This is a genomic window from Mesobacterium hydrothermale (assembly GCF_035818635.1).
In the GTDB taxonomy this organism is placed as follows: Bacteria; Pseudomonadota; Alphaproteobacteria; order Rhodobacterales; family Rhodobacteraceae; genus Mesobacterium_A; species Mesobacterium_A hydrothermale.
Map to the genome: position 1 here is coordinate 76,672 of NZ_JAYLLH010000013.1, position 17,721 is coordinate 94,392.

The 17,721-nt window shown below is 63.3% G+C and carries 16 protein-coding genes; 9 read left to right on the forward strand and 7 right to left on the reverse strand.

Features of this window, described 5'->3' with window-relative positions:
• Positions 1-79 precede the first annotated feature (79 nt).
• The 6 genes from mutM to recF all read left to right on the forward strand — a co-directional run bounded on the left by mutM (position 80) and on the right by recF (position 6,656).
• Positions 80-931, forward strand: a complete 852-nt coding sequence (gene mutM / locus VK792_RS11145) for a bifunctional DNA-formamidopyrimidine glycosylase/DNA-(apurinic or apyrimidinic site) lyase (RefSeq protein ID WP_326297564.1) — start codon at positions 80-82, stop codon at positions 929-931.
• A 63-nt stretch (positions 932-994) separates the two neighbouring features.
• The gene (locus tag VK792_RS11150; protein WP_326297565.1) at positions 995-1,771 is read left to right on the forward strand and encodes an enoyl-CoA hydratase; all 777 of its coding nucleotides are present in this window, start codon (positions 995-997) and stop codon (positions 1,769-1,771) included.
• 273 nt (positions 1,772-2,044) lie between these two features.
• Positions 2,045-2,308 (forward strand): 30S ribosomal protein S20, encoded by a 264-nt coding sequence (gene rpsT / locus VK792_RS11155; RefSeq protein WP_326297567.1) that lies wholly within the window; start codon positions 2,045-2,047, stop codon positions 2,306-2,308.
• Positions 2,309-2,790: 482 nt separating this feature from the next.
• Entirely contained in the window at positions 2,791-4,197 is a 1,407-nt protein-coding gene (gene dnaA / locus VK792_RS11160; protein ID WP_326297568.1) for a chromosomal replication initiator protein DnaA, read from the forward strand.
• A 141-nt stretch (positions 4,198-4,338) separates the two neighbouring features.
• Positions 4,339-5,457 carry a DNA polymerase III subunit beta gene (dnaN, locus tag VK792_RS11165; protein WP_326297569.1) on the forward strand — a complete coding sequence of 373 codons (1,119 nt, stop codon included), beginning with the start codon at positions 4,339-4,341 and terminating at the stop codon, positions 5,455-5,457.
• 95 nt (positions 5,458-5,552) lie between these two features.
• Positions 5,553-6,656, forward strand: a complete 1,104-nt coding sequence (recF, locus tag VK792_RS11170) for a DNA replication/repair protein RecF (RefSeq protein ID WP_326297570.1) — start codon at positions 5,553-5,555, stop codon at positions 6,654-6,656.
• Here recF and VK792_RS11175 read toward each other — a convergent pair.
• From VK792_RS11175 to VK792_RS11190, 4 genes are all read right to left on the reverse strand, one after another.
• On the reverse strand, positions 6,653-7,252 hold the full coding sequence (locus tag VK792_RS11175; protein ID WP_326297571.1) for a LolA family protein: 600 nt from the start codon (positions 7,250-7,252) through the stop codon (positions 6,653-6,655). The genes recF and VK792_RS11175 overlap by 4 nt on opposite strands.
• Positions 7,253-7,395: 143 nt before the next feature.
• Positions 7,396-10,335, reverse strand: coding sequence for a DNA translocase FtsK (locus tag VK792_RS11180; RefSeq protein ID WP_326297572.1), 2,940 nt, complete (start codon positions 10,333-10,335; stop codon positions 7,396-7,398).
• Positions 10,336-10,359: 24 nt separating this feature from the next.
• Positions 10,360-11,538: an aminotransferase class I/II-fold pyridoxal phosphate-dependent enzyme gene (locus VK792_RS11185; RefSeq protein ID WP_326297573.1), complete on the reverse strand. Its 1,179-nt coding sequence runs from the start codon at positions 11,536-11,538 to the stop codon at positions 10,360-10,362.
• 146 nt (positions 11,539-11,684) lie between these two features.
• The gene (locus tag VK792_RS11190) at positions 11,685-13,016 is read right to left on the reverse strand and encodes an amidase (protein WP_326297574.1); all 1,332 of its coding nucleotides are present in this window, start codon (positions 13,014-13,016) and stop codon (positions 11,685-11,687) included.
• A gap of 79 nt (positions 13,017-13,095) precedes the next feature.
• Here VK792_RS11190 and VK792_RS11195 point away from each other — a divergent pair, with 79 nt between their 5' ends.
• The gene (locus tag VK792_RS11195) at positions 13,096-14,313 is read left to right on the forward strand and encodes a UbiH/UbiF/VisC/COQ6 family ubiquinone biosynthesis hydroxylase (protein WP_326297575.1); all 1,218 of its coding nucleotides are present in this window, start codon (positions 13,096-13,098) and stop codon (positions 14,311-14,313) included.
• On the opposite strand, the gene VK792_RS11200 is transcribed toward VK792_RS11195, so the two are convergent.
• Positions 14,310-14,762, reverse strand: coding sequence for an Lrp/AsnC family transcriptional regulator (locus VK792_RS11200; protein WP_326297576.1), 453 nt, complete (start codon positions 14,760-14,762; stop codon positions 14,310-14,312). The genes VK792_RS11195 and VK792_RS11200 overlap by 4 nt on opposite strands.
• A 74-nt stretch (positions 14,763-14,836) precedes the next feature.
• Between VK792_RS11200 and VK792_RS11205 the strand changes: the two genes are divergently transcribed.
• Together VK792_RS11205 and VK792_RS11210 are read left to right on the forward strand one after the other, a co-directional pair.
• Entirely contained in the window at positions 14,837-15,430 is a 594-nt protein-coding gene (locus VK792_RS11205) for a LysE family translocator (RefSeq protein WP_326297577.1), read from the forward strand.
• 79 nt (positions 15,431-15,509) lie between these two features.
• The gene (locus VK792_RS11210) at positions 15,510-16,472 is read left to right on the forward strand and encodes an acetyl-CoA carboxylase carboxyltransferase subunit alpha (protein ID WP_326297578.1); all 963 of its coding nucleotides are present in this window, start codon (positions 15,510-15,512) and stop codon (positions 16,470-16,472) included.
• 6 nt (positions 16,473-16,478) lie between these two features.
• Here VK792_RS11210 and VK792_RS11215 read toward each other — a convergent pair whose 3' ends face one another.
• Both VK792_RS11215 and VK792_RS11220 read right to left on the reverse strand, forming a co-directional pair.
• The gene (locus tag VK792_RS11215; protein ID WP_326297579.1) at positions 16,479-17,039 is read right to left on the reverse strand and encodes a hypothetical protein; all 561 of its coding nucleotides are present in this window, start codon (positions 17,037-17,039) and stop codon (positions 16,479-16,481) included.
• Positions 17,040-17,049: 10 nt separating this feature from the next.
• A complete protein-coding gene (locus VK792_RS11220; RefSeq protein WP_326297580.1) occupies positions 17,050-17,700 on the reverse strand; it encodes a GntR family transcriptional regulator in 651 nt (216 codons plus the stop codon).
• Positions 17,701-17,721: the final 21 nt, after the last annotated feature.

Consider the following 17,721-nt stretch of genomic DNA (forward strand, 5'->3'; position numbering starts at 1 on the left):
TGCCGTCCTTGTGCTTCGCCTTTCTTATAGAGCGCCCGACCGCCGTTACAATGCGTCCCGCTGCACAGGATCGCCGCAGATGCCCGAACTTCCCGAAGTCGAAACCGTCCGCCGCGGCCTTGCGCCGGTGATGGAAGGCCATGTGATTGCCCGCGCCACCGTCAACCGCCCGGACCTGCGCTGGCCCTTTCCCGACCGGATGGCGGACCGGCTGACGGGTCAGACGGTGCTGCAATTGCGGCGGCGGTCGAAATACATCCTGGCCGATCTGGCCTCGGGCGAGTCGCTGTTGATCCATCTGGGCATGTCGGGGCGGATGCTGGTGTCGGGCGACCCTTTGGGCGTGTTCGTGCATGACCATCCGGCGCCGGAAAAGCATGACCACGTGGTCTTTGACATGGACAACGGCGCGCGCATCACCTTCAACGACCCGCGCCGGTTCGGCGCGATGGACCTGCTGCCGACCCTGGGGGCAGAGGCGCACCCGCTGCTGGCCAGGCTGGGGCCCGAACCTCTGGGCAACCAGTTCGACGAATCCCACCTCGTCGCGGCCTTCCGGGGCAAGAACGCTCCCGTCAAATCGGCGCTTCTGGATCAGCACATCGTTGCCGGGCTGGGCAATATCTATGTCTGCGAGTCGCTCTACCGCGCCCGCATCCACCCCGCGCGCAAGGCCGGACGGATCGCCGCACCGCGCGTCGCGGCGCTGGTGCCGATCATCCGCGCGGTGCTGCAAGAGGCGATCGCGGCAGGCGGATCGTCGCTGCGCGACTTCCGGCAGGCGGACGGTGAACTGGGCTATTTCCAACACAATTTCGACGTCTACGACCGCGAAGGCGCCCCCTGCCGCACCCCCGGGTGCCGTTCGGACATCCGGCGCATCGTGCAATCGGGCCGATCCAGTTTCTATTGCCCGACCTGCCAAAGATAGCTTGATCCGGGTGGGTCACATGCTAAGCACAGGGTCTGACAGAAACCGACCGGAGCCGGCAATATGGCCTATGAGACGATCATCGTCGAAGTCGAAGACAGCGTCTGCACGATCAAGCTCAATCGTCCCGAGGCGCTGAATGCGCTCAACAGCCACCTGCTGGGCGAGCTTTGCGACGCGCTGCAAGCCGCGGATCAAAATGACAAGGTGCGCTGCATCGTGCTGACCGGGTCGGCCAAGGCCTTTGCCGCCGGGGCCGACATCAAGGAAATGTCCGAGAAAAGCTTTGTCGACATGTTCCTGTCCGACTTCTTCGGCGAACCGCACCGCGATTTCATGGCGATCCGCAAACCGATCATCGCCGCCGTCGCCGGGTATGCGCTGGGCGGCGGGTGCGAACTGGCCATGATGTGCGATTTCATCATCGCCGCTGACAACGCCAAGTTCGGCCAGCCGGAAATCAACCTGGGTGTCATTCCCGGCATGGGCGGCACCCAGCGCCTGACCCGATTTGTCGGCAAGTCCAAGGCCATGGACATGAACCTGACCGGCCGTTTCATGGACGCCGAAGAGGCAGAGCGTTCCGGCCTCGTCAGTCGCGTCGTGCCGGCCAAGACCCTGCTGGAAGAAGCGCAGGCCATCGCCGCGAAGATCGCCGAGAAATCGATGCTGACCACCATCGCCATCAAGGAATCGGTCAACCGGTCGTACGAAACCACGATGACCGAAGGGCTGCTTTACGAACGCCGCGTGTTCCATTCGCTGTTCAACACCGAAGACCAGAAAGAAGGTATGGCCGCATTCCAGGAAAAGCGTCAGGCGCAGTTCCGCGACCGCTGATCAAGGGGCGTTCTGCCGCACCGATTCGGGCGCTGCCGGGACACCGGCGGCGCCTTTCCTTTATGCAGCTGCGATATGCATGGGGTGTGCATGGGGTGTGCATGGCCGAATCCGGCGCCGGAAAGTTTGCACTTTGCATTTTCGGCAATAGCCGCTATAGCCCGCCTCCACATGCGCGTGATGCCCGCTTAGGCAAGAATCGATCCGTCGGACGAAGTCCGGCCAACGTGGTGCGTTGCGCAAGATATTCGAACGATAGACAGGACCGATCTCATGGCAAATTCGCCCCAGGCAAAGAAACGCGCACGTCAAAACGAAAAGCGCTTTGCCATCAACAAAGCACGCCGTTCGCGCATCCGCACCTACCTGCGCAAGGTCGAGGAAGCCATCGCTTCCGGTGACAAGGATGCCGCTGCAGCCGCCCTGCGCGCCGCCCAGCCCGAGCTGATGCGCGGTGTCACCAAAGGCGTGTTCCACAAGAATACCGCATCGCGGAAAATGTCGCGCCTGGCATCCCGCGTGAAGGCTCTGGGCTGATCCAAGTCTTTGAGTTTAAAATAAAAAAGCACCGCTTTGCGCGGTGCTTTTTGCGTTGGTCCGGGGCATTTCTGCACGGGCAGGAGATTCTTTTCCGGCTTTTCCCGAGTCAAGAACGAAGATCGGTTGCCGCCCCTCTGACCGGGTTGGTAGGTTCGACCCTGCGAGTCACTTTGGGAAGTAACGATCGAGAGCTGACATCGTCCCGTTTATTTTGACGGAACAGATGCAGGCGCGGGCTAAGGCAACTGCGAGCTTTGGTTTTTCCGCGTGGGGGCTGTCCTCCGGATCGGATTTAGTCATCACGTGGACCGGCGTGTCCGCGAAGCTGTGTCGGGGACAGGCACATCTTCGTGCGAATCGGGTTCAGGCGAAAAGCCCCTGCGCTCTGCGGCGCGGGCATGATGTTCTATTGCCTTCCTCGGGCGACACGCCACTGAAATCGGGACAGTGGGCAAGAAGAATGAAACTTGGGGAACGGAATGGGTAGGGACGACGAGGGGATGTCAACGCCAGAGCTGTGGGCAAGCTTGCAGCATCAGATCAGCGAGATGGTCGGGCACAACAACTTCAAGAACTGGATCATACCGCTGGAATTCCAGGGAATCGTGGAGGAAACCGCGCGGTTCGGCGCGCCCACGACTTTTCTTGGCAGCTATGTGGATCAGAATTTCGGGGATTCCATCCTCGCGCAATTCAATCGGGCGGGCCACCAGGTCCGGCGGCTGAAGTTCGAGGTGGCGGCCAACACGGCCAAGCCCGTGAAAGGCGCCAAACCCGCGTCGCGGACCGCGACCGGCACCCTGGAACCGGCTGGGCAACTGGCGCAGACGGCCAATGCCGATGGTATCGTGTCGGCCCCGCTCGATCCGCGTTTTACCTTCGACACCTTCGTCGTCGGCAAACCGAACGAGCTGGCCCATGCTGCCGCGCGCCGCGTGGCTGAAGGCGGCCCCGTCGCGTTCAACCCGCTGTTCCTGTACGGTGGCGTCGGGCTTGGCAAAACCCACCTCATGCACGCCATCAGTTGGGAATTGCACCAACGCCGCCCGGATCTGAACATCCTGTATCTGTCGGCGGAACAGTTCATGTACCGGTTCGTGCAGGCGTTGCGTGACCGCAAGATGATGGATTTCAAGGAAATCTTCCGGTCCGTCGATGTGCTTATGGTCGATGACGTACAATTCATCGCCGGCAAGGACAGCACCCAGGAAGAGTTCTTCCACACGTTCAACGTGCTGGTCGATCAGCAGAAACAGATCATCATCTCGGCCGACCGCGCGCCGGACGAGATCACCGGGCTGGAAAACCGCATCCGCAGCCGTCTGCAAAGCGGGCTGGTCGTCGACCTGCACCCGACGGACTACGAATTGCGGTTGGGCATCCTGCAATCCAAGGCAGAGGCACAGCGCGTGCACTATCCGGGGCTCGAGATCGAGGACGGGATCCTCGAATTCCTGGCCCACCGGATCTCGACCAACGTGCGCGTGCTGGAAGGGGCGCTGACCCGCTTGTTTGCCTTTGCGTTCCTGGTGGGCAAGCCGATCAGTCTTGCGCTGACCCAGGACTGCCTTGCCGACGTGCTGCGCGCCTCGCAGCAGAAGATCTCGATTGAGGAAATCCAGCGCAAGGTGGCCGAACATTACAACATCCGGCTGTCCGATCTGGTTGGGCCCAAACGGCTGCGCAGCTTCGCGCGCCCGCGGCAGGTGGCGATGTACCTGTGCAAGCACATGACCAGCCGATCGCTGCCGGAAATCGGCCGCCGCTTCGGCGGGCGCGACCACACCACCGTGATGCACGGGGTGCGACGGATCGAAGAGCTGAAAGCCCAGGACGCGGCGATTGCCGAAGACCTGGAAATGCTGCGCCGCGCGCTGGAAAACTGACGCGGGGAAAACACAGGCGGCGCGTCCTTGGGCGTGCCGCTTGACGATCCGCAATTTCCGTTCAACAAAAGCCTTTAACAGGGTTGGACAGCCGCGCTTGGCGGTTTACGGTTCCCATCCGCAATGACGGAGGACAGGGGCATGAAATTCAGTATGGAACGGGCCGCGCTGCTGAAAGCAGTTTCGCAGGCGCAGTCTGTTGTGGAACGCCGCAACACGATCCCAATCCTTGCCAACGTGCTGATCGAGGCAGAGGGTGACACCATTCAGTTCCGCGCCACCGATCTGGATATCGAGGTGGTCGATAAAGGCCCCGGGATGGTCGAAAAGGCCGGCGCCACCACCGTGGCCGCCGTCACCCTGCACGAAATCATCCGCAAGCTGCCCGACGGTGCGCTGGTCACCCTGTCCGATGACACCATGTCGGGCCGCCTGACGGTAGAGGCCGGGCGGTCTAACTTCACCCTTGCGACCCTGCCGAAGGAAGATTTCCCGGTCATGGCGTCGTCGGAATATGCCTCGAATTTCTCGGCCCCCGCGCCGGTTCTGCGGCGGCTGTTCGACAAGTCGAAATTCGCGATCTCGACCGAGGAAACCCGGTATTACCTGAACGGCGTCTACATGCATGTGGCAGAGGCCGATGGCGGTCGTGTCCTGCGTTGCGTCGCGACCGACGGCCACCGACTGGCCCGGATCGACGCCGACCTGCCCGCCGGGGCCGAGGCAATGCCCGGCGTGATCGTGCCGCGCAAGACCGTGGGAGAGCTGCGCAAGCTTCTGGATGATGACGAAATGCAGATCGCCGTCAGCGTGTCGGAAACCAAGGTGCGGTTTGCCACGCCGGAAATCACCCTGACGTCGAAGGTGATCGACGGCACCTTCCCCGATTATTCCCGCGTCATCCCCAGCGGCAACACCCGCCGCCTTGAAGTGGACGCCAGCGATTTCGCCAAGGCCGTGGACCGTGTCGCCACCGTCAGCAGCGAACGCTCGCGCGCGGTGAAGCTGGCGCTGGAAGAAGACCGGCTGATCTTGTCGGTCAATGCGCCCGACAACGGCTCGGCCGAGGAAGAACTGGCCGTGGCCTATGACGACGAGCCGCTGGAAATTGGCTTCAACGCGAAATACTTGCTGGAAATCGCCAGCCAGGTGGACCGTGAAAACGCCGTTTTCCTGTTCAACTCTGCCGCCGACCCGACGCTGATGCGCGAAGGTAACGACACCTCTGCGGTCTATGTCGTCATGCCGATGCGTGTATGACCGCGACGCACGGTGGGTGACCGACTGTCAAAGGCCTTGCGTTTCGCAGGGCCTTTTTCGTGGCGGCCCTTTCGATCCCGCGATACCTAAAGGCCATGACCGCGCTCTATCTGTCCTCGCTGACCCTGTCGCACTTTCGTTCGCACAAGCGGGCCGAGGTGGTGGCGGATGCGCGGCCGGTGGCGATCTATGGCCCGAATGGCGCGGGAAAGACCAATCTGCTGGAGGCCGTGTCACTGTTTTCCCCCGGCCGGGGGATGCGGCGGGCGGCGGCGGGCGACATGACCCGGCGCCCCGAGGCCTTGGGGTGGAAAGTCGACGGCATCCTCCATGGGGTGCGCCAGCCCCACGAGATCAGCTTTCAGTCACAGGACGGCGCGGCGCGCAGTGTGAAGATCGACGGCAAATCCGCGACCCAGACCATGCTGGGGCAGGTGGCGCGGGTGCTGTGGCTGCTGCCGTCGATGGACCGGCTGTGGATCGAAGGCGCAGAAGGGCGCAGGCGGTTTCTGGACCGTATGACGCTCAGCTTCTTCCCCGGTCATGGCGATGCCGTGCTGGCCTATGAAAAGGCGATGCGCGACCGCAACCGGCTGTTGAAGGATCATGTTCAGGACGCGTCCTGGTTTCATGCCCTGGAAGTGCAGATGGCCCGCGCGGGCGTTGAAATCCATGCCAACCGGCAAGCCACGCTGGCCAGGATCGCCGCCGCACAGGACGGGGCTGCCACGCAGTTCCCTGCCGCCGATCTGGCGCTGATCCATGCCGATGGCGACCTGCCCGAGACTGAAGACAGCCTTCAGCAGGCGCTTGCCGCGTCACGGCCTCAGGATTACCACGCCGGGCGCAGCCTTGTCGGGCCGCACCGTGCGGATCTTGACGCCAGCTATGCTGCCAAGTCGACGCCGGCACGCGAGTGTTCGACGGGGGAACAGAAGGCGCTGCTGATTTCGTTGATCCTGGCCAATGCACGGGCCCTGGCGGCCGATATCGACATGGCCCCGATCCTGCTGCTGGACGAGGTCGCAGCCCACCTGGACCCCGACCGCCGCGCGGCGCTGTTCGATGAAATCTGCGAGTTGGGGGCGCAGGCCTGGATGACCGGGACCGAGCGCAGCCTTTTCGACCATCTGGGCCCGCGCGCCCAGTATCTGGAGGTGACACAGGCCGACACCCGGTCCGACGTGCGCGCGGCTTAACGTTCCAGCCTGTCGATTTCGAACGGGATGCTGAACATCATCTCGCCCAGCGAAGCGGATTTGTCCAGTTCGCCAAGGATCACAGTGGTGGAATTGCCCGCGTCGTCGTTGATCCGCCATTGCCGCAGCTCTGTCGGGTTGCCGGTGAAAACCAGCTCGATATTGCCGTATTCGGGGTGTTCGGGATCCTGTGCGCGCACCGTGGTCGAGGTGCCGTCGGAACTGTGCCCGGTCACCATGTTGGCCTGCGCAAGATTGACGTTCTGCGCCAGGATGATGCTGAGCGGTGTGCGCTTCAGCGGGTATTGCTCCGAGGTTTTCACCTTCTTGTCGATGATCGCCACCGCCCCGCCACCGGCCAGCACCAGCGCCTGTTCCGGCGGGTTGTATTCGAACCGCACCCGGCCCGGCCGCTTGAGGAAGATCGTGCCGGTGCTGATGGTGCCGTCGCTGTTGATCTGGGTGAAACTGCCCTTGGCCTGTTTCAGCGTGTTCAGATAGCGCGACAGTTCGTTCAGCGACAGCTTCTCTGCCGCTGCGTTGGTGGTCATCGCCAGCCCGGCGACAAGCGCGAGCGAGAGGGTACGAAGGGTCATGCCGAAGCGGTCCTTTGCGGTTGCCTGTCCCCCGAATATAAGCGCTGCCCGCATGTTATACGATAGCAGCCGGGGGTTTCGGCAATTCCCTGCGTGGTGGAAAAGACCCTGCCGCGCCAGATGGCGGGGCAGGGGGAGCGGGGTTACTGTTCCGGCACCAGGATTTCGCGCTTGCCAACATGGTTGGCGGCGCTGACCACGCCCTGATCTTCCATCTGTTCGACCAGCCGGGCAGCCTTGTTATAGCCGATGGCCAGCTTGCGCTGGATATAGGATGTCGAGCACTTGCGATCCTTGATCACGATCGCCACCGCCTGATCGTACAGCGCGTCCTCGCCATCAGTGTTGCCACCGGTGTTCAGGCCAAGAACCGCGTCGATGCTGTCGGCCTTGTCGTCATCCGGCCCGTCGAGCACGCCCGAGACATAATCCGGCGGGCCATAGGCCTTGAGGAAGTTCACGACTTCCTCGACCTCGGTGTCCGACACGAACGGACCGTGGCAGCGGGTGATGCGCGATCCGCCCGCCATATAGAGCATGTCACCCATGCCCAGCAGCTGTTCGGCGCCCATTTCGCCCAGGATCGTGCGGCTGTCGATCTTCGACGTCACCTGGAACGAGATCCGGGTGGGGAAGTTCGCCTTGATCGTGCCGGTGATCACGTCGACCGACGGACGCTGCGTGGCCATGATCAGGTGGATGCCAGAGGCACGGGCCATCTGCGCCAGCCGCTGGATGCAGGCTTCGATCTCTTTGCCCGCAACCATCATTAGATCAGCCATTTCGTCGACGATAACGACGATATAGGGCATCTTCTTGGGCTCGAATTCCTCGGTCTCGAAGATCGGATCGCCGGTTTCCTCGTCAAAGCCGGTTTGAACGGTCCGTTCGAACATCTCGTTGCGGCTCAGCGCGTCCTCGACGCGGGAGTTATAGCCGTCGATGTTGCGCACGCCCATCTTGGACATCTTGCGATAGCGCTCTTCCATCTCGGCCACGACCCACTTCAGCGCCACGACGGCCTTTTTCGGGTCGGTCACAACCGGCGACAGCAGGTGGGGAATGCCGTCATAGACCGACAGTTCCAGCATCTTGGGGTCGATCATGATCAGGCGGCAGTCGTCAGGCGTCAGCTTGTAGAGCAGCGACAGGATCATGGTGTTGATCGCCACCGACTTACCCGAACCGGTTGTCCCGGCGATCAGCAGGTGGGGCATCTTCGCGAGGTTCGCGACCATCGCCTCGCCGCCGATATCCTTGCCAAGCGCCAGCGGCAGCTTGTGCTTGCCATCGCCATAGTCGCGCGCCGACAGGATTTCGCGCAGCGCGACCATTTCGCGGTCGGCGTTGGGCAGTTCGATCCCGATCACGGTGCGCCCCGGCACGGTCGACACGCGGGCCGACAGCGCCGACATGGACCGCGCGATGTCATCCGCCAAGCCGATCACGCGGCTGGCCTTCAGGCCCGGCGCCGGTTCCAGTTCGTACATGGTGACCACGGGGCCGGGACGGACCGACACGATTTCACCCTTGATGCCATAGTCATCCAGGACCGTTTCCAGCATCCGTGCGTTTTCTTCCAGGGCTTCGTCCGACAAGACGTGGCGTTCGACCTGGTCGGGGTTCAGCAGCAGGTTCAGCGGCGGCAGTTCATACTGCGGCTGGCTGTCTTCGAATTTCAGTTGCGGTTGCGCCTCTGCCTGTGCGCGGCGAGACGGCTGGATCGGCTTGCGCACGGACGGCTGCACCAGTTGCTTGCGCTGGACAGGCTGGGGCGCGGCAAACGGTTGTTCGACCGGCTGGAACGCGGCCAGACGGTAATCATCGTAGTCGCCAAGGTCGTCTTCGTCTTCCGCGGGAACGTCAATAAAGGCGTCGTCCTGCGGGGCCGGGGGCAGAGTGGGGTGGGGCGCAGCGGCGCGTGCGGTCAGCGGCGGCTCGGGTTTCAGCCCGGCGGCGCCGCGCGCAGTCAACGGCGGTTCAGGTGGCAGGCTGCCATGCGGATGTGGATCGACGATCAACGGGTCGGGCTTGCGGCCACGGCCCTTGGTCAGGGGGGCGACCTTTTCGATTTCGGCCTGCCGGGCGGCACCGGTGCGGTTGCGGATCACGTTGGTGATCTTGGCGCGAATGCGGTCTTCGGCGGGGGCGTCCTGCACGTCTGCCACGGAGACGGGTTCGATCAATTCGGGTTCGGGCATCGGCTCTGTCCGCCGGATCAGCGATGGCATCCGCGACAGGAACGATGTCTTTTCCGGTTCGGGTTGCGGCGCATCGTCGACGTAGCTGGGCGCTGCCTGCGAATAGCGCGCGGCCTCGGCTGCTTCCCATTCGGCGGCTTGCTGCTGGGCGGCCTCTGCCGCGGCGATGCGGGCGCGCTCTCGGCGGTCGGCATTGCGGGCCTGCATCGACTGAGCCGCGTAGACCGCGCCGTGTGCGCCGCGCCCCAGCAGGGCCATGAGCGTAGCATAGACCATGATCACGCCGACGATCAGGAAGCGGATGATCGCGCGTACCTCGGGAAAGGTGAAGCCCAGCACAAAAGCGCCCATTGCCACGATCCCGGCGCCCAGTACCAGCATCATCAGCGTCAGCCCCAGTTCCGCGCCCACCGGCAGCAGGTTCAGCAGGCTGCCCATCAGCATGTCGCCGAACAGCCCGCCCATGCCATAGCTGTAGGTCCAGTCCGGTCCGACAGGCTGGCCCGCGGCATAGACCGACACCAGCGCGATCCAGATCGGCGAGAAGATCAGGTTCGGCAGTGCGCGGTCTTCGCCCTGGTGCAGGGTAAAGCGCAGGCCCCAGGCCAGCAGCACCACGGGCACCGCCCAGGCCCCGCGACCCACGATCATGTAAAGCGGTGCGGCGATGGACGCACCGAACCGGCCCATCCAGTTCTGCACCGGCGCGTCGGTGGCCGACAGCCAGCTTGGGTCTTCGGGCACGTAAGAGGCGATCATCGCGGCGGCCATGAGCCCCAGAACGATCAGTGCAATCCCGATCAGCTCTTTGCCGCGACGTTCAATCGCGGCCTGCATGTTGCTGTCAAAGAGCGGATCGCGCCCGCGTGCCTGATATGCCATGTCTCGCCTCGTCGTTTCTTGTTCTTATGCGTAAAGACAGTCCCTGATCTTCGTCAGGCCCTGTTCAGTCTCGTCGTAGGGGGCGACCATCGCCACCCGGATATATCCCTTGCCCGGATTGCCGTCGGCGGTGTCGCGCGACAGGTAAGCGCCCGGCAGCACCCGCACCCCGGTTTCCTGCCACAGCTTCAGCGCCGCGGCTTCGCCATCCTCGACCGGCAACCACAGGAAAAAGCCCGCCTGTGGCGACATGTAGCCCGGTACGTTGCCAAAAAAGCGGTCGGCCAGCGCGTATTTCTCGCCATAGAGCCTGCGGTTTTCCACGACATGCGCCTCGTCGCGCCAGACCGCTTCGGCGGCGTGTTGCAGCGGCAGCGGCAGGGGAGCGCCGGAATAGTTGCGCAGCTGTTTCACCCGCGCGATGCTGTCCGCACCGCCCGCGATGAACCCGGCACGCAGTCCCGGAAGGTTCGACCGTTTCGACAAGGAATGGAAGATCACCACACGCTCAGGGTGTGCGCCCATCGCCCGCGCCACCTGCAACGCGCCGGTGGGCGGCGTGTCGCGATAGATCTCGGAATAGCATTCGTCGGCGAAGATCTGGAAATCGTGCTTTTCGGCCAGCGCGATCACCGTCTGCCAATAGTCTTCGTCGGCCACGGCGCCCTGCGGGTTCGCGGGGGAACAGATATAGGCAATCGCCGTTCGGTCGAGCACGTCATCGGGCAGGGATGCGAAATCCGGCAGGTGGCCGGTGGCATCGGTGGCATTGACGAACACCGGGTCGGCGGTGACCGAAATCGCCGCCACCATGTAGACTTGGTAAAACGGGTTCGGCGTCAGCACCACGGGGCGTTGGCCCGCTTTGGTTTCCGGGCACAGCGCCATCGCGGCGTTATACAGCCCCTCGCGCGTGCCGTTCAGCGCCATGATCTGCGTGTCGGGGTCCAGCGTCACGCCATAGCGGTTCTGCACCCAGTCGCACATCGCTGCGCGCAAACCGGCAGACCCTTCGTTCGGCGGATAGCGCCCAAAGTCAGCGGCATGATCGGCGATGATCTGCGTGATCCATTCGGGGAAGGCGTGCTTGGGCTCGCCAATCGTCATGTGAATCACCGGCCCACCCGGTTCGTGCACGTCCAGAAGGGCGCGCAAACGCGGGAACGCATAGGCCGGTAGGTTCGAAAACCGCTCGGGGAACATCTGTGACTGCCTCGGACTTGCGGGATCGTTTGCGCCCCGCTTTGTGCCGAAGATACGCAAAGCACTGGCCCCCGTCCAGAAAAAGCCTTCTGGAACGGGGACCTGTGGCAGGAAAATCGCAATCGCCTGACGGCGGGCGCGTCGCCTCAGGCCAGCGCCGCTTCGACCGACAGGGCGATGCGCAGGATCTCCTCCTCGCCCATCGGGCGGCCCATCAGCGACAAACCACAGCTGGGCGTGCCGTTGGGCAGGGTCACGATGGCCCCGCCGGTCAGGTTGCCGACACGGGTGTTGCGCAGCGCCAGCAGGTTTTCAGCGACGAAATAGTCCGGGTCGGACAGCAGCCGGTCTACGTTCGGCGCCAGCATCGGGGAGGTCGGGCAAATCACCGCGTCGAACCCGGCGGTCGCCTTGGCCCAAATTTCACGCATGGCGTCCAGCCGGCGCCACGCCGCGACGTAATCCGCACCGCTGAACTGTGCGCCCGCGCGGAACCGGTCGCGGATCGGGGCAAACATCAGGTCCGGCTGCGCCTCGATCGTGTCGCGCCAGATGGCATAAGCCTCGGTGGTGTAAAGCACGCCGGCATCGGCCATTGCCGCTTCGATCTCGGGGAAATCGAAGGGGATGATCTCTGCCCCGGCCGCGGCCAGTTTTTCCAGCGTCGCGGCATGGGCCTTGGCGGGCACGTCGCGCAGATCGTCCAGAACGATGGTTTGCAAAGCGCCGAAGCGCATGCCCGTCAACGGGGCGGGAGTGCGTGTGTCGATCGGTGTGCGGCCCTCGATCACGGCCAGCATAAGCGCGGCGTCTTCAACCGTTCGGACCAGTGGTCCGACGGTGTCGAACTTCTCGCACAGTGGCACCACACCTTTGATCGAGATCCGGCCCGACGTGGTTTTCAGCCCGACAAGGTCGTTCCAGACCGACGGGATGCGAACCGATCCGCCCGTGTCCGACCCCACCGAAGCAGGCGCCAGCCGGAACGCGACAGAGGCGGCGGCGCCAGAGGACGAGCCCCCCGCCACAGCGTCATGGTCGTTGACGCAGGGCGAGGTTGCGGTGATCGGATTCAACCCCAGGCCGGAAAACGCCAGTTCCGACATATGCGTCTTGCCCAGGCAGACGGTGCCCATCGCCGTGGCGTTCTGCAAAACCAGCGCGTCCGCGTCCGGCACGCGGCCTTTCAGCAGGGCGGACCCGGCTTCGGTCGCGATGCCCGCGGTGTCGTACAGATCCTTCCAACTGACTGGCACACCGTCCAAAGGCGACAGGCGCTGCCCCGCCTTGGCGCGGTCGGATGCGGCCCTGGCCTCTGCCAGGGCGCGTTCGGGGGTCAGCCGGGCATAGATGCGGTCGGCAAACGGATGCGCCGCGATCTTGTCATAGAATGCCTGCAGCAGGTCGACCGGGTCGACCTCTTGCGCGGCGATGGCGCGGCCCAGCTCTGCGGCGGTTTTTTCGGTCCAGTCGGTCATGGCATCCCCTGTCGTTTTGCGCGAGAGTAGCGGCAGCGCGGCGCATGGACAATGCCGCGCGAAAGGACATAGTCGCGCCATGACCGAGTTTGCTGATATCGCCATCGTTGGCGGCGGGCTGAACGGCCCCGCCTTGGCCCTTGCCTGTGCGCAGGTGGGGCTTTCCGTGATCCTGATCGACGCCCAGCCTGTCGAAACCTTCGAGGACAGCGATTTCGACGGCCGCGCCTATGCGCTGGCCCTGGCGTCCAAGCGGATGCTGCAGGGCCTGGGTATCTGGGACCGGGTGGCGATGAACGCCCAACCGATGACCGAGATCAAGGTCAGCGATGGTCGCGTCGGCGAAGGCCGCGTCTTTCTTGGCCTGCATTTCGAGTCCGACGAGATCGAGGAAGGCCCGATGGGCTTCATGGTCGAAGACCGCTACCTGCGCCGCGCCTTGCTGGCCGCCGTTGCGGAAAATGACCTGATCACGCTGGTGTCGCAGGAAACCGTGGTGGCGCAGGACGTGGCCGCCGATGGGGCCACGCTGACGCTGGGCTCTGGCGATACGGTAAAATGCCGTTTGATCGTCGGGGCCGATGGCCGCCAAAGCGGCGTGGCCGCCCGCGCGGGGATCCGGCGCACCGGCTGGGACTATGGCCAGACGGCGCTGGTCTGCGCAATTGCGCATGACAAGCCGCATGGCGGCGTGGCGCATCAGTTCTTCATGCCGCCCGGGCCGCTGGCGATCCTGCCGCTTCCGGGCAACCGCAGTTCCATCGTCTGGAGCGAACGGCACGACATGGCGCGCCGGATCAATGCCCTGCCGGACGAGGAATACTTGCAGGTACTGCGCCCGCGTTTCGGCGATTTCCTCGGTGATATCCGGCTGGAAGGGCGTCGGTTCCTTTATCCGCTGAACCTAACGCTGGCCAATGCCATTACCGCCGACCGTGTTGCGCTAATCGGCGATGCCGCGCACGGGATGCACCCGATTGCGGGGCAGGGGCTGAACGCCGGATTCCGCGACGTGGCAGTGCTGGCGCATGTGATTTCACATGCCGTCAAACGCGGCGAAGATTTCGCGAGCCCCTTCGTGCTGGACCGCTATGCCCAATGGCGGCGGTTTGACACCGCGACGCTGGCAGCCTCGACCGACCTGTTCAACAAGCTGTTTTCCAACGACAACCCGCTTCTGCGGCTTGGGCGTGACATGGGCATGGCGGCGATCAACGCGGTGCCCGGGTTGCGCCGCGGGTTCATCCGCGAAGCGGCGGGGTTGAACGGAGAACTGCCGGACCTGATGCGCGGCTAGGCCCGTTCGTCCTTGGGGCTGCCCATCACGACATAGGACGTGATGGCGTTGACCTGCGGCAGCACGCCCAGCACGTCTGTGTGAAAATGCTTGTAGCTGGCAAGGTCCGCCGCCTCGACCCGCAGAAGGTATTCCCAGCTGCCGGTGATGTTGTGGCATTCCCGAACCTCGGGGCTGCGCGAAATCGCCTTTTCGAACGCTTCCTGGCTGGCCTTGGTGTGCTGGCCCAGCCCGACCATGACATAAGCCACGAAGCCCACACCCATCGCGTCGGGATCCAGCACCGCGCGATAGCCGGAAATCACCCCGCGCCGTTCCAGTGCCGTTACCCGCCGCAGGCAGGCGGACGGTGACAACCCCACGCGATCCGCCAGCGCAAGGTTGCTGATCCGGCCGTCGCTGGTCAGTTCCTGCAATATTTTTCGGTCAATTGCGTCAAGTTCGGTCATATATTGCATCTGTTCAACGATTGCGCCGCAAATTGCAACTTCATGCCGCGCCCGGCGTGGCAAATATTGCAATTATGACGCTCGATCTTCTCCTTGCCCTCTCGACCTTCGCCGCCGTGACGCTGTTCACGCCGGGGCCCAACAACGTGATGTTGATGACCTCTGGCGCCAATTTCGGTCTGCCGCGCACGCTGCCGCATCTGTTCGGCGTCGCCATCGGCTTTCCGGTGATGATCGTTCCGGTCGGGTTGGGCGCGATGCGCCTGTTCGACATCTGGCCGCCCGCGCATACCGTCCTCAAAGTGGTTGCCGTGGTCTATATGCTGTATCTTGCGTGGAAACTGACCAAGGCCACCGCGCCGGGCGAAGGCAAGGTGGGCGGCCGCCCTCTGACCTTCCTGCAGGCGGCGGCGTTTCAGTGGGTCAACCCCAAGGGCTGGTCGATGGCGCTGGGCGCGATCACGCTATATGCCGCCAGCCGCGACCTGCCGGCGGTGCTGTGGGTGTCGGGCGTGTTCCTTGTGATCGGCACGGCCTCGGCCTTTTGCTGGGTGCTTCTGGGACGCGAGGTGCGGCGTTGGCTGACGAATGCGCGTCGACTGAGGGTTTTCAACTGGACGATGGCCGGGCTTTTGGTGGCCTCGCTTGGGATGGCACTGTTCCTGTAGATCCGTCTGAACTCTTGCTTTGTTGCATCCGGCGGCAACGCAGGCCATATACGGCGCACGATTCAAGGGGTTTTCCGGTATGACTCACTACCTCGATTTTGAAAAACCGCTGGCCGAGATTGAAGGCAAGGCGGAAGAGCTGCGCGCCATGGCACGCGGCAACGAGGACATGGATATCGAGGACGAGGCCGCGGCGCTGGACCGCAAGGCCGACGCACTGCTGAAAGACCTTTACAAGAAACTGACGCCCTGGCGGAAATGCCAGGTCGCACGGCACCCCAACCGGCCGCATTGCAAGGACTATATCGAGGCGCTGTTTACCGAATACACCCCGCTTGCAGGTGATCGCGGGTTTTCCGACGATCATGCTGTGATGGGCGGTCTGGCGCGGTTCAATGATCGCCCGGTGGTGGTGATCGGCCATGAAAAAGGCCACGACACCGAAAGCCGCATCCACCGCAATTTCGGCATGGCGCGGCCCGAAGGGTATCGCAAGGCGGTGCGCCTGATGGACATGGCTGACCGTTTCAATCTGCCCGTCGTGTCGCTGGTCGACACCCCCGGCGCCTATCCCGGCAAGGGGGCCGAGGAACGCGGCCAGTCCGAGGCGATCGCCCGGTCGACTGAAAAATGCCTTCAGATCGGCGTGCCGCTGGTGTCCGTTGTCATCGGCGAAGGCGGGTCTGGCGGGGCGGTGGCCTTTGCCACGGCGAACCGTCTGGCAATGCTGGAACATTCGGTCTATTCCGTGATCTCGCCCGAAGGCTGCGCGTCGATCCTGTGGAAGGATTCCGAAAAGATGCGCGAAGCCGCCGAAGCGCTGCGCCTGACCGCGCAAGACCTGTATCAGCTGGGCGTGTCAGACCGGATTATCCCCGAACCCATGGGCGGCGCCCATCGTGACCGGAAAAAGACGATCACCGCCGTGGGCAATACCATCGCCGCCATGTTGTCGGAACTGAACGACATGACACGCGAAGATCTGATCCGCAATCGTCGGGCCAAGTTTCTGTCGATGGGCTCCAAGGGGCTGGCGGCCTAGGCCGGGTCACAGGATCTGTTCCAGGCCCAGTTCCCGGATCAGTTCGAAATATCCGAACAGCACCATCAGGAAAAAGGCGAACAGGATCAGTTCGTACTTGAAGTGATGCGCCTGAAAAAAACTTCGATCGCGGTGGTTCAGGATGTCCATCAGTTCATCACCGAACCGGATTGACAGAAAGGTGCCCGTCGCGGACAGAACGATCACCGACCAGTAGGGCCATGGCGTAATCAGGATCTGGTGCAGGATTCTTGTCAGGATCGTAGTGTCGTAATATTGCTGCGCCAGCAGCAGTGTGGCGACATTCGTACCGATAGCCAGCGCCCAGACCATCAGTTCGGACAGCACCATTCTTATGCCAAAGATCAGTCGCAGCGGGAAATCCAGCAGGAACCCGGCATCGGCGATTGGCGTGCACAACACGAAAAAGCTCCATGTCAGGGCGGACGCAATGCCGCCCGTGGCCAGATCGAATTTCAGGCTGAGATACAGGAAATTCGCCGCCAGCAGGCCAAGCAACAGCACGAACTTGGTCAGGACCTGCGATTTGGGTGTCTTGAAAGCCATGTCTTGCGTGTCAGGCCACCAGCAGACGCAGCCCTTGCGTCACGTCCGAACGCACCGCCAGCCGCAGGCTCGGTTCATCCCCGGATTTCAGCGCCGCAATGATCAGCTTGTGATAGCGCGGCGGTTCCGTTCTGCGCAGCCGGCCATACAGCGCGCGCATCGTGGGCCCGAGTTGCAGCCAGACGTTTTCCGCCATGGCCAGCATCGCCGGGGCTTGCGCGCGCAGGTAAATTGTCCGGTGAAACTCTAAGTTCGTACGGATATAGCCAACGGCATCGCGGTTCGACACCATGTCGCCCACCGCGTTGTTGATCGTGGTGAGGCGGTCGATCAGGGCGATGTGCGCGCGGGGCAGGGCCCGGCTGGCAAGTTCGACTTCCAACAATGACCGAAGTGCGGCCAGTTCTTCGATCCGCTCGTTCGAAAGCTCCGGCGTCGATAACCGGCCCGAACTTGACAGCGACAGTGCGCCTTCGGCGACAAGCCGGCGCACGGCTTCGCGCGCTGGGGTCATCGAAACCCCGAAATCCGCTCCGATCCCACGCAGGGTCAGGGCGGCGCCCGGAGGGATTTCCCCCACCATGATGCGCGACCGCAGCCCGCGATAGACGCGGTCATGGGCCGAGGCATTTAGGTCGGGATTGGGCTTGGCGGACAGCATGGGAATATGTGATCACAAATT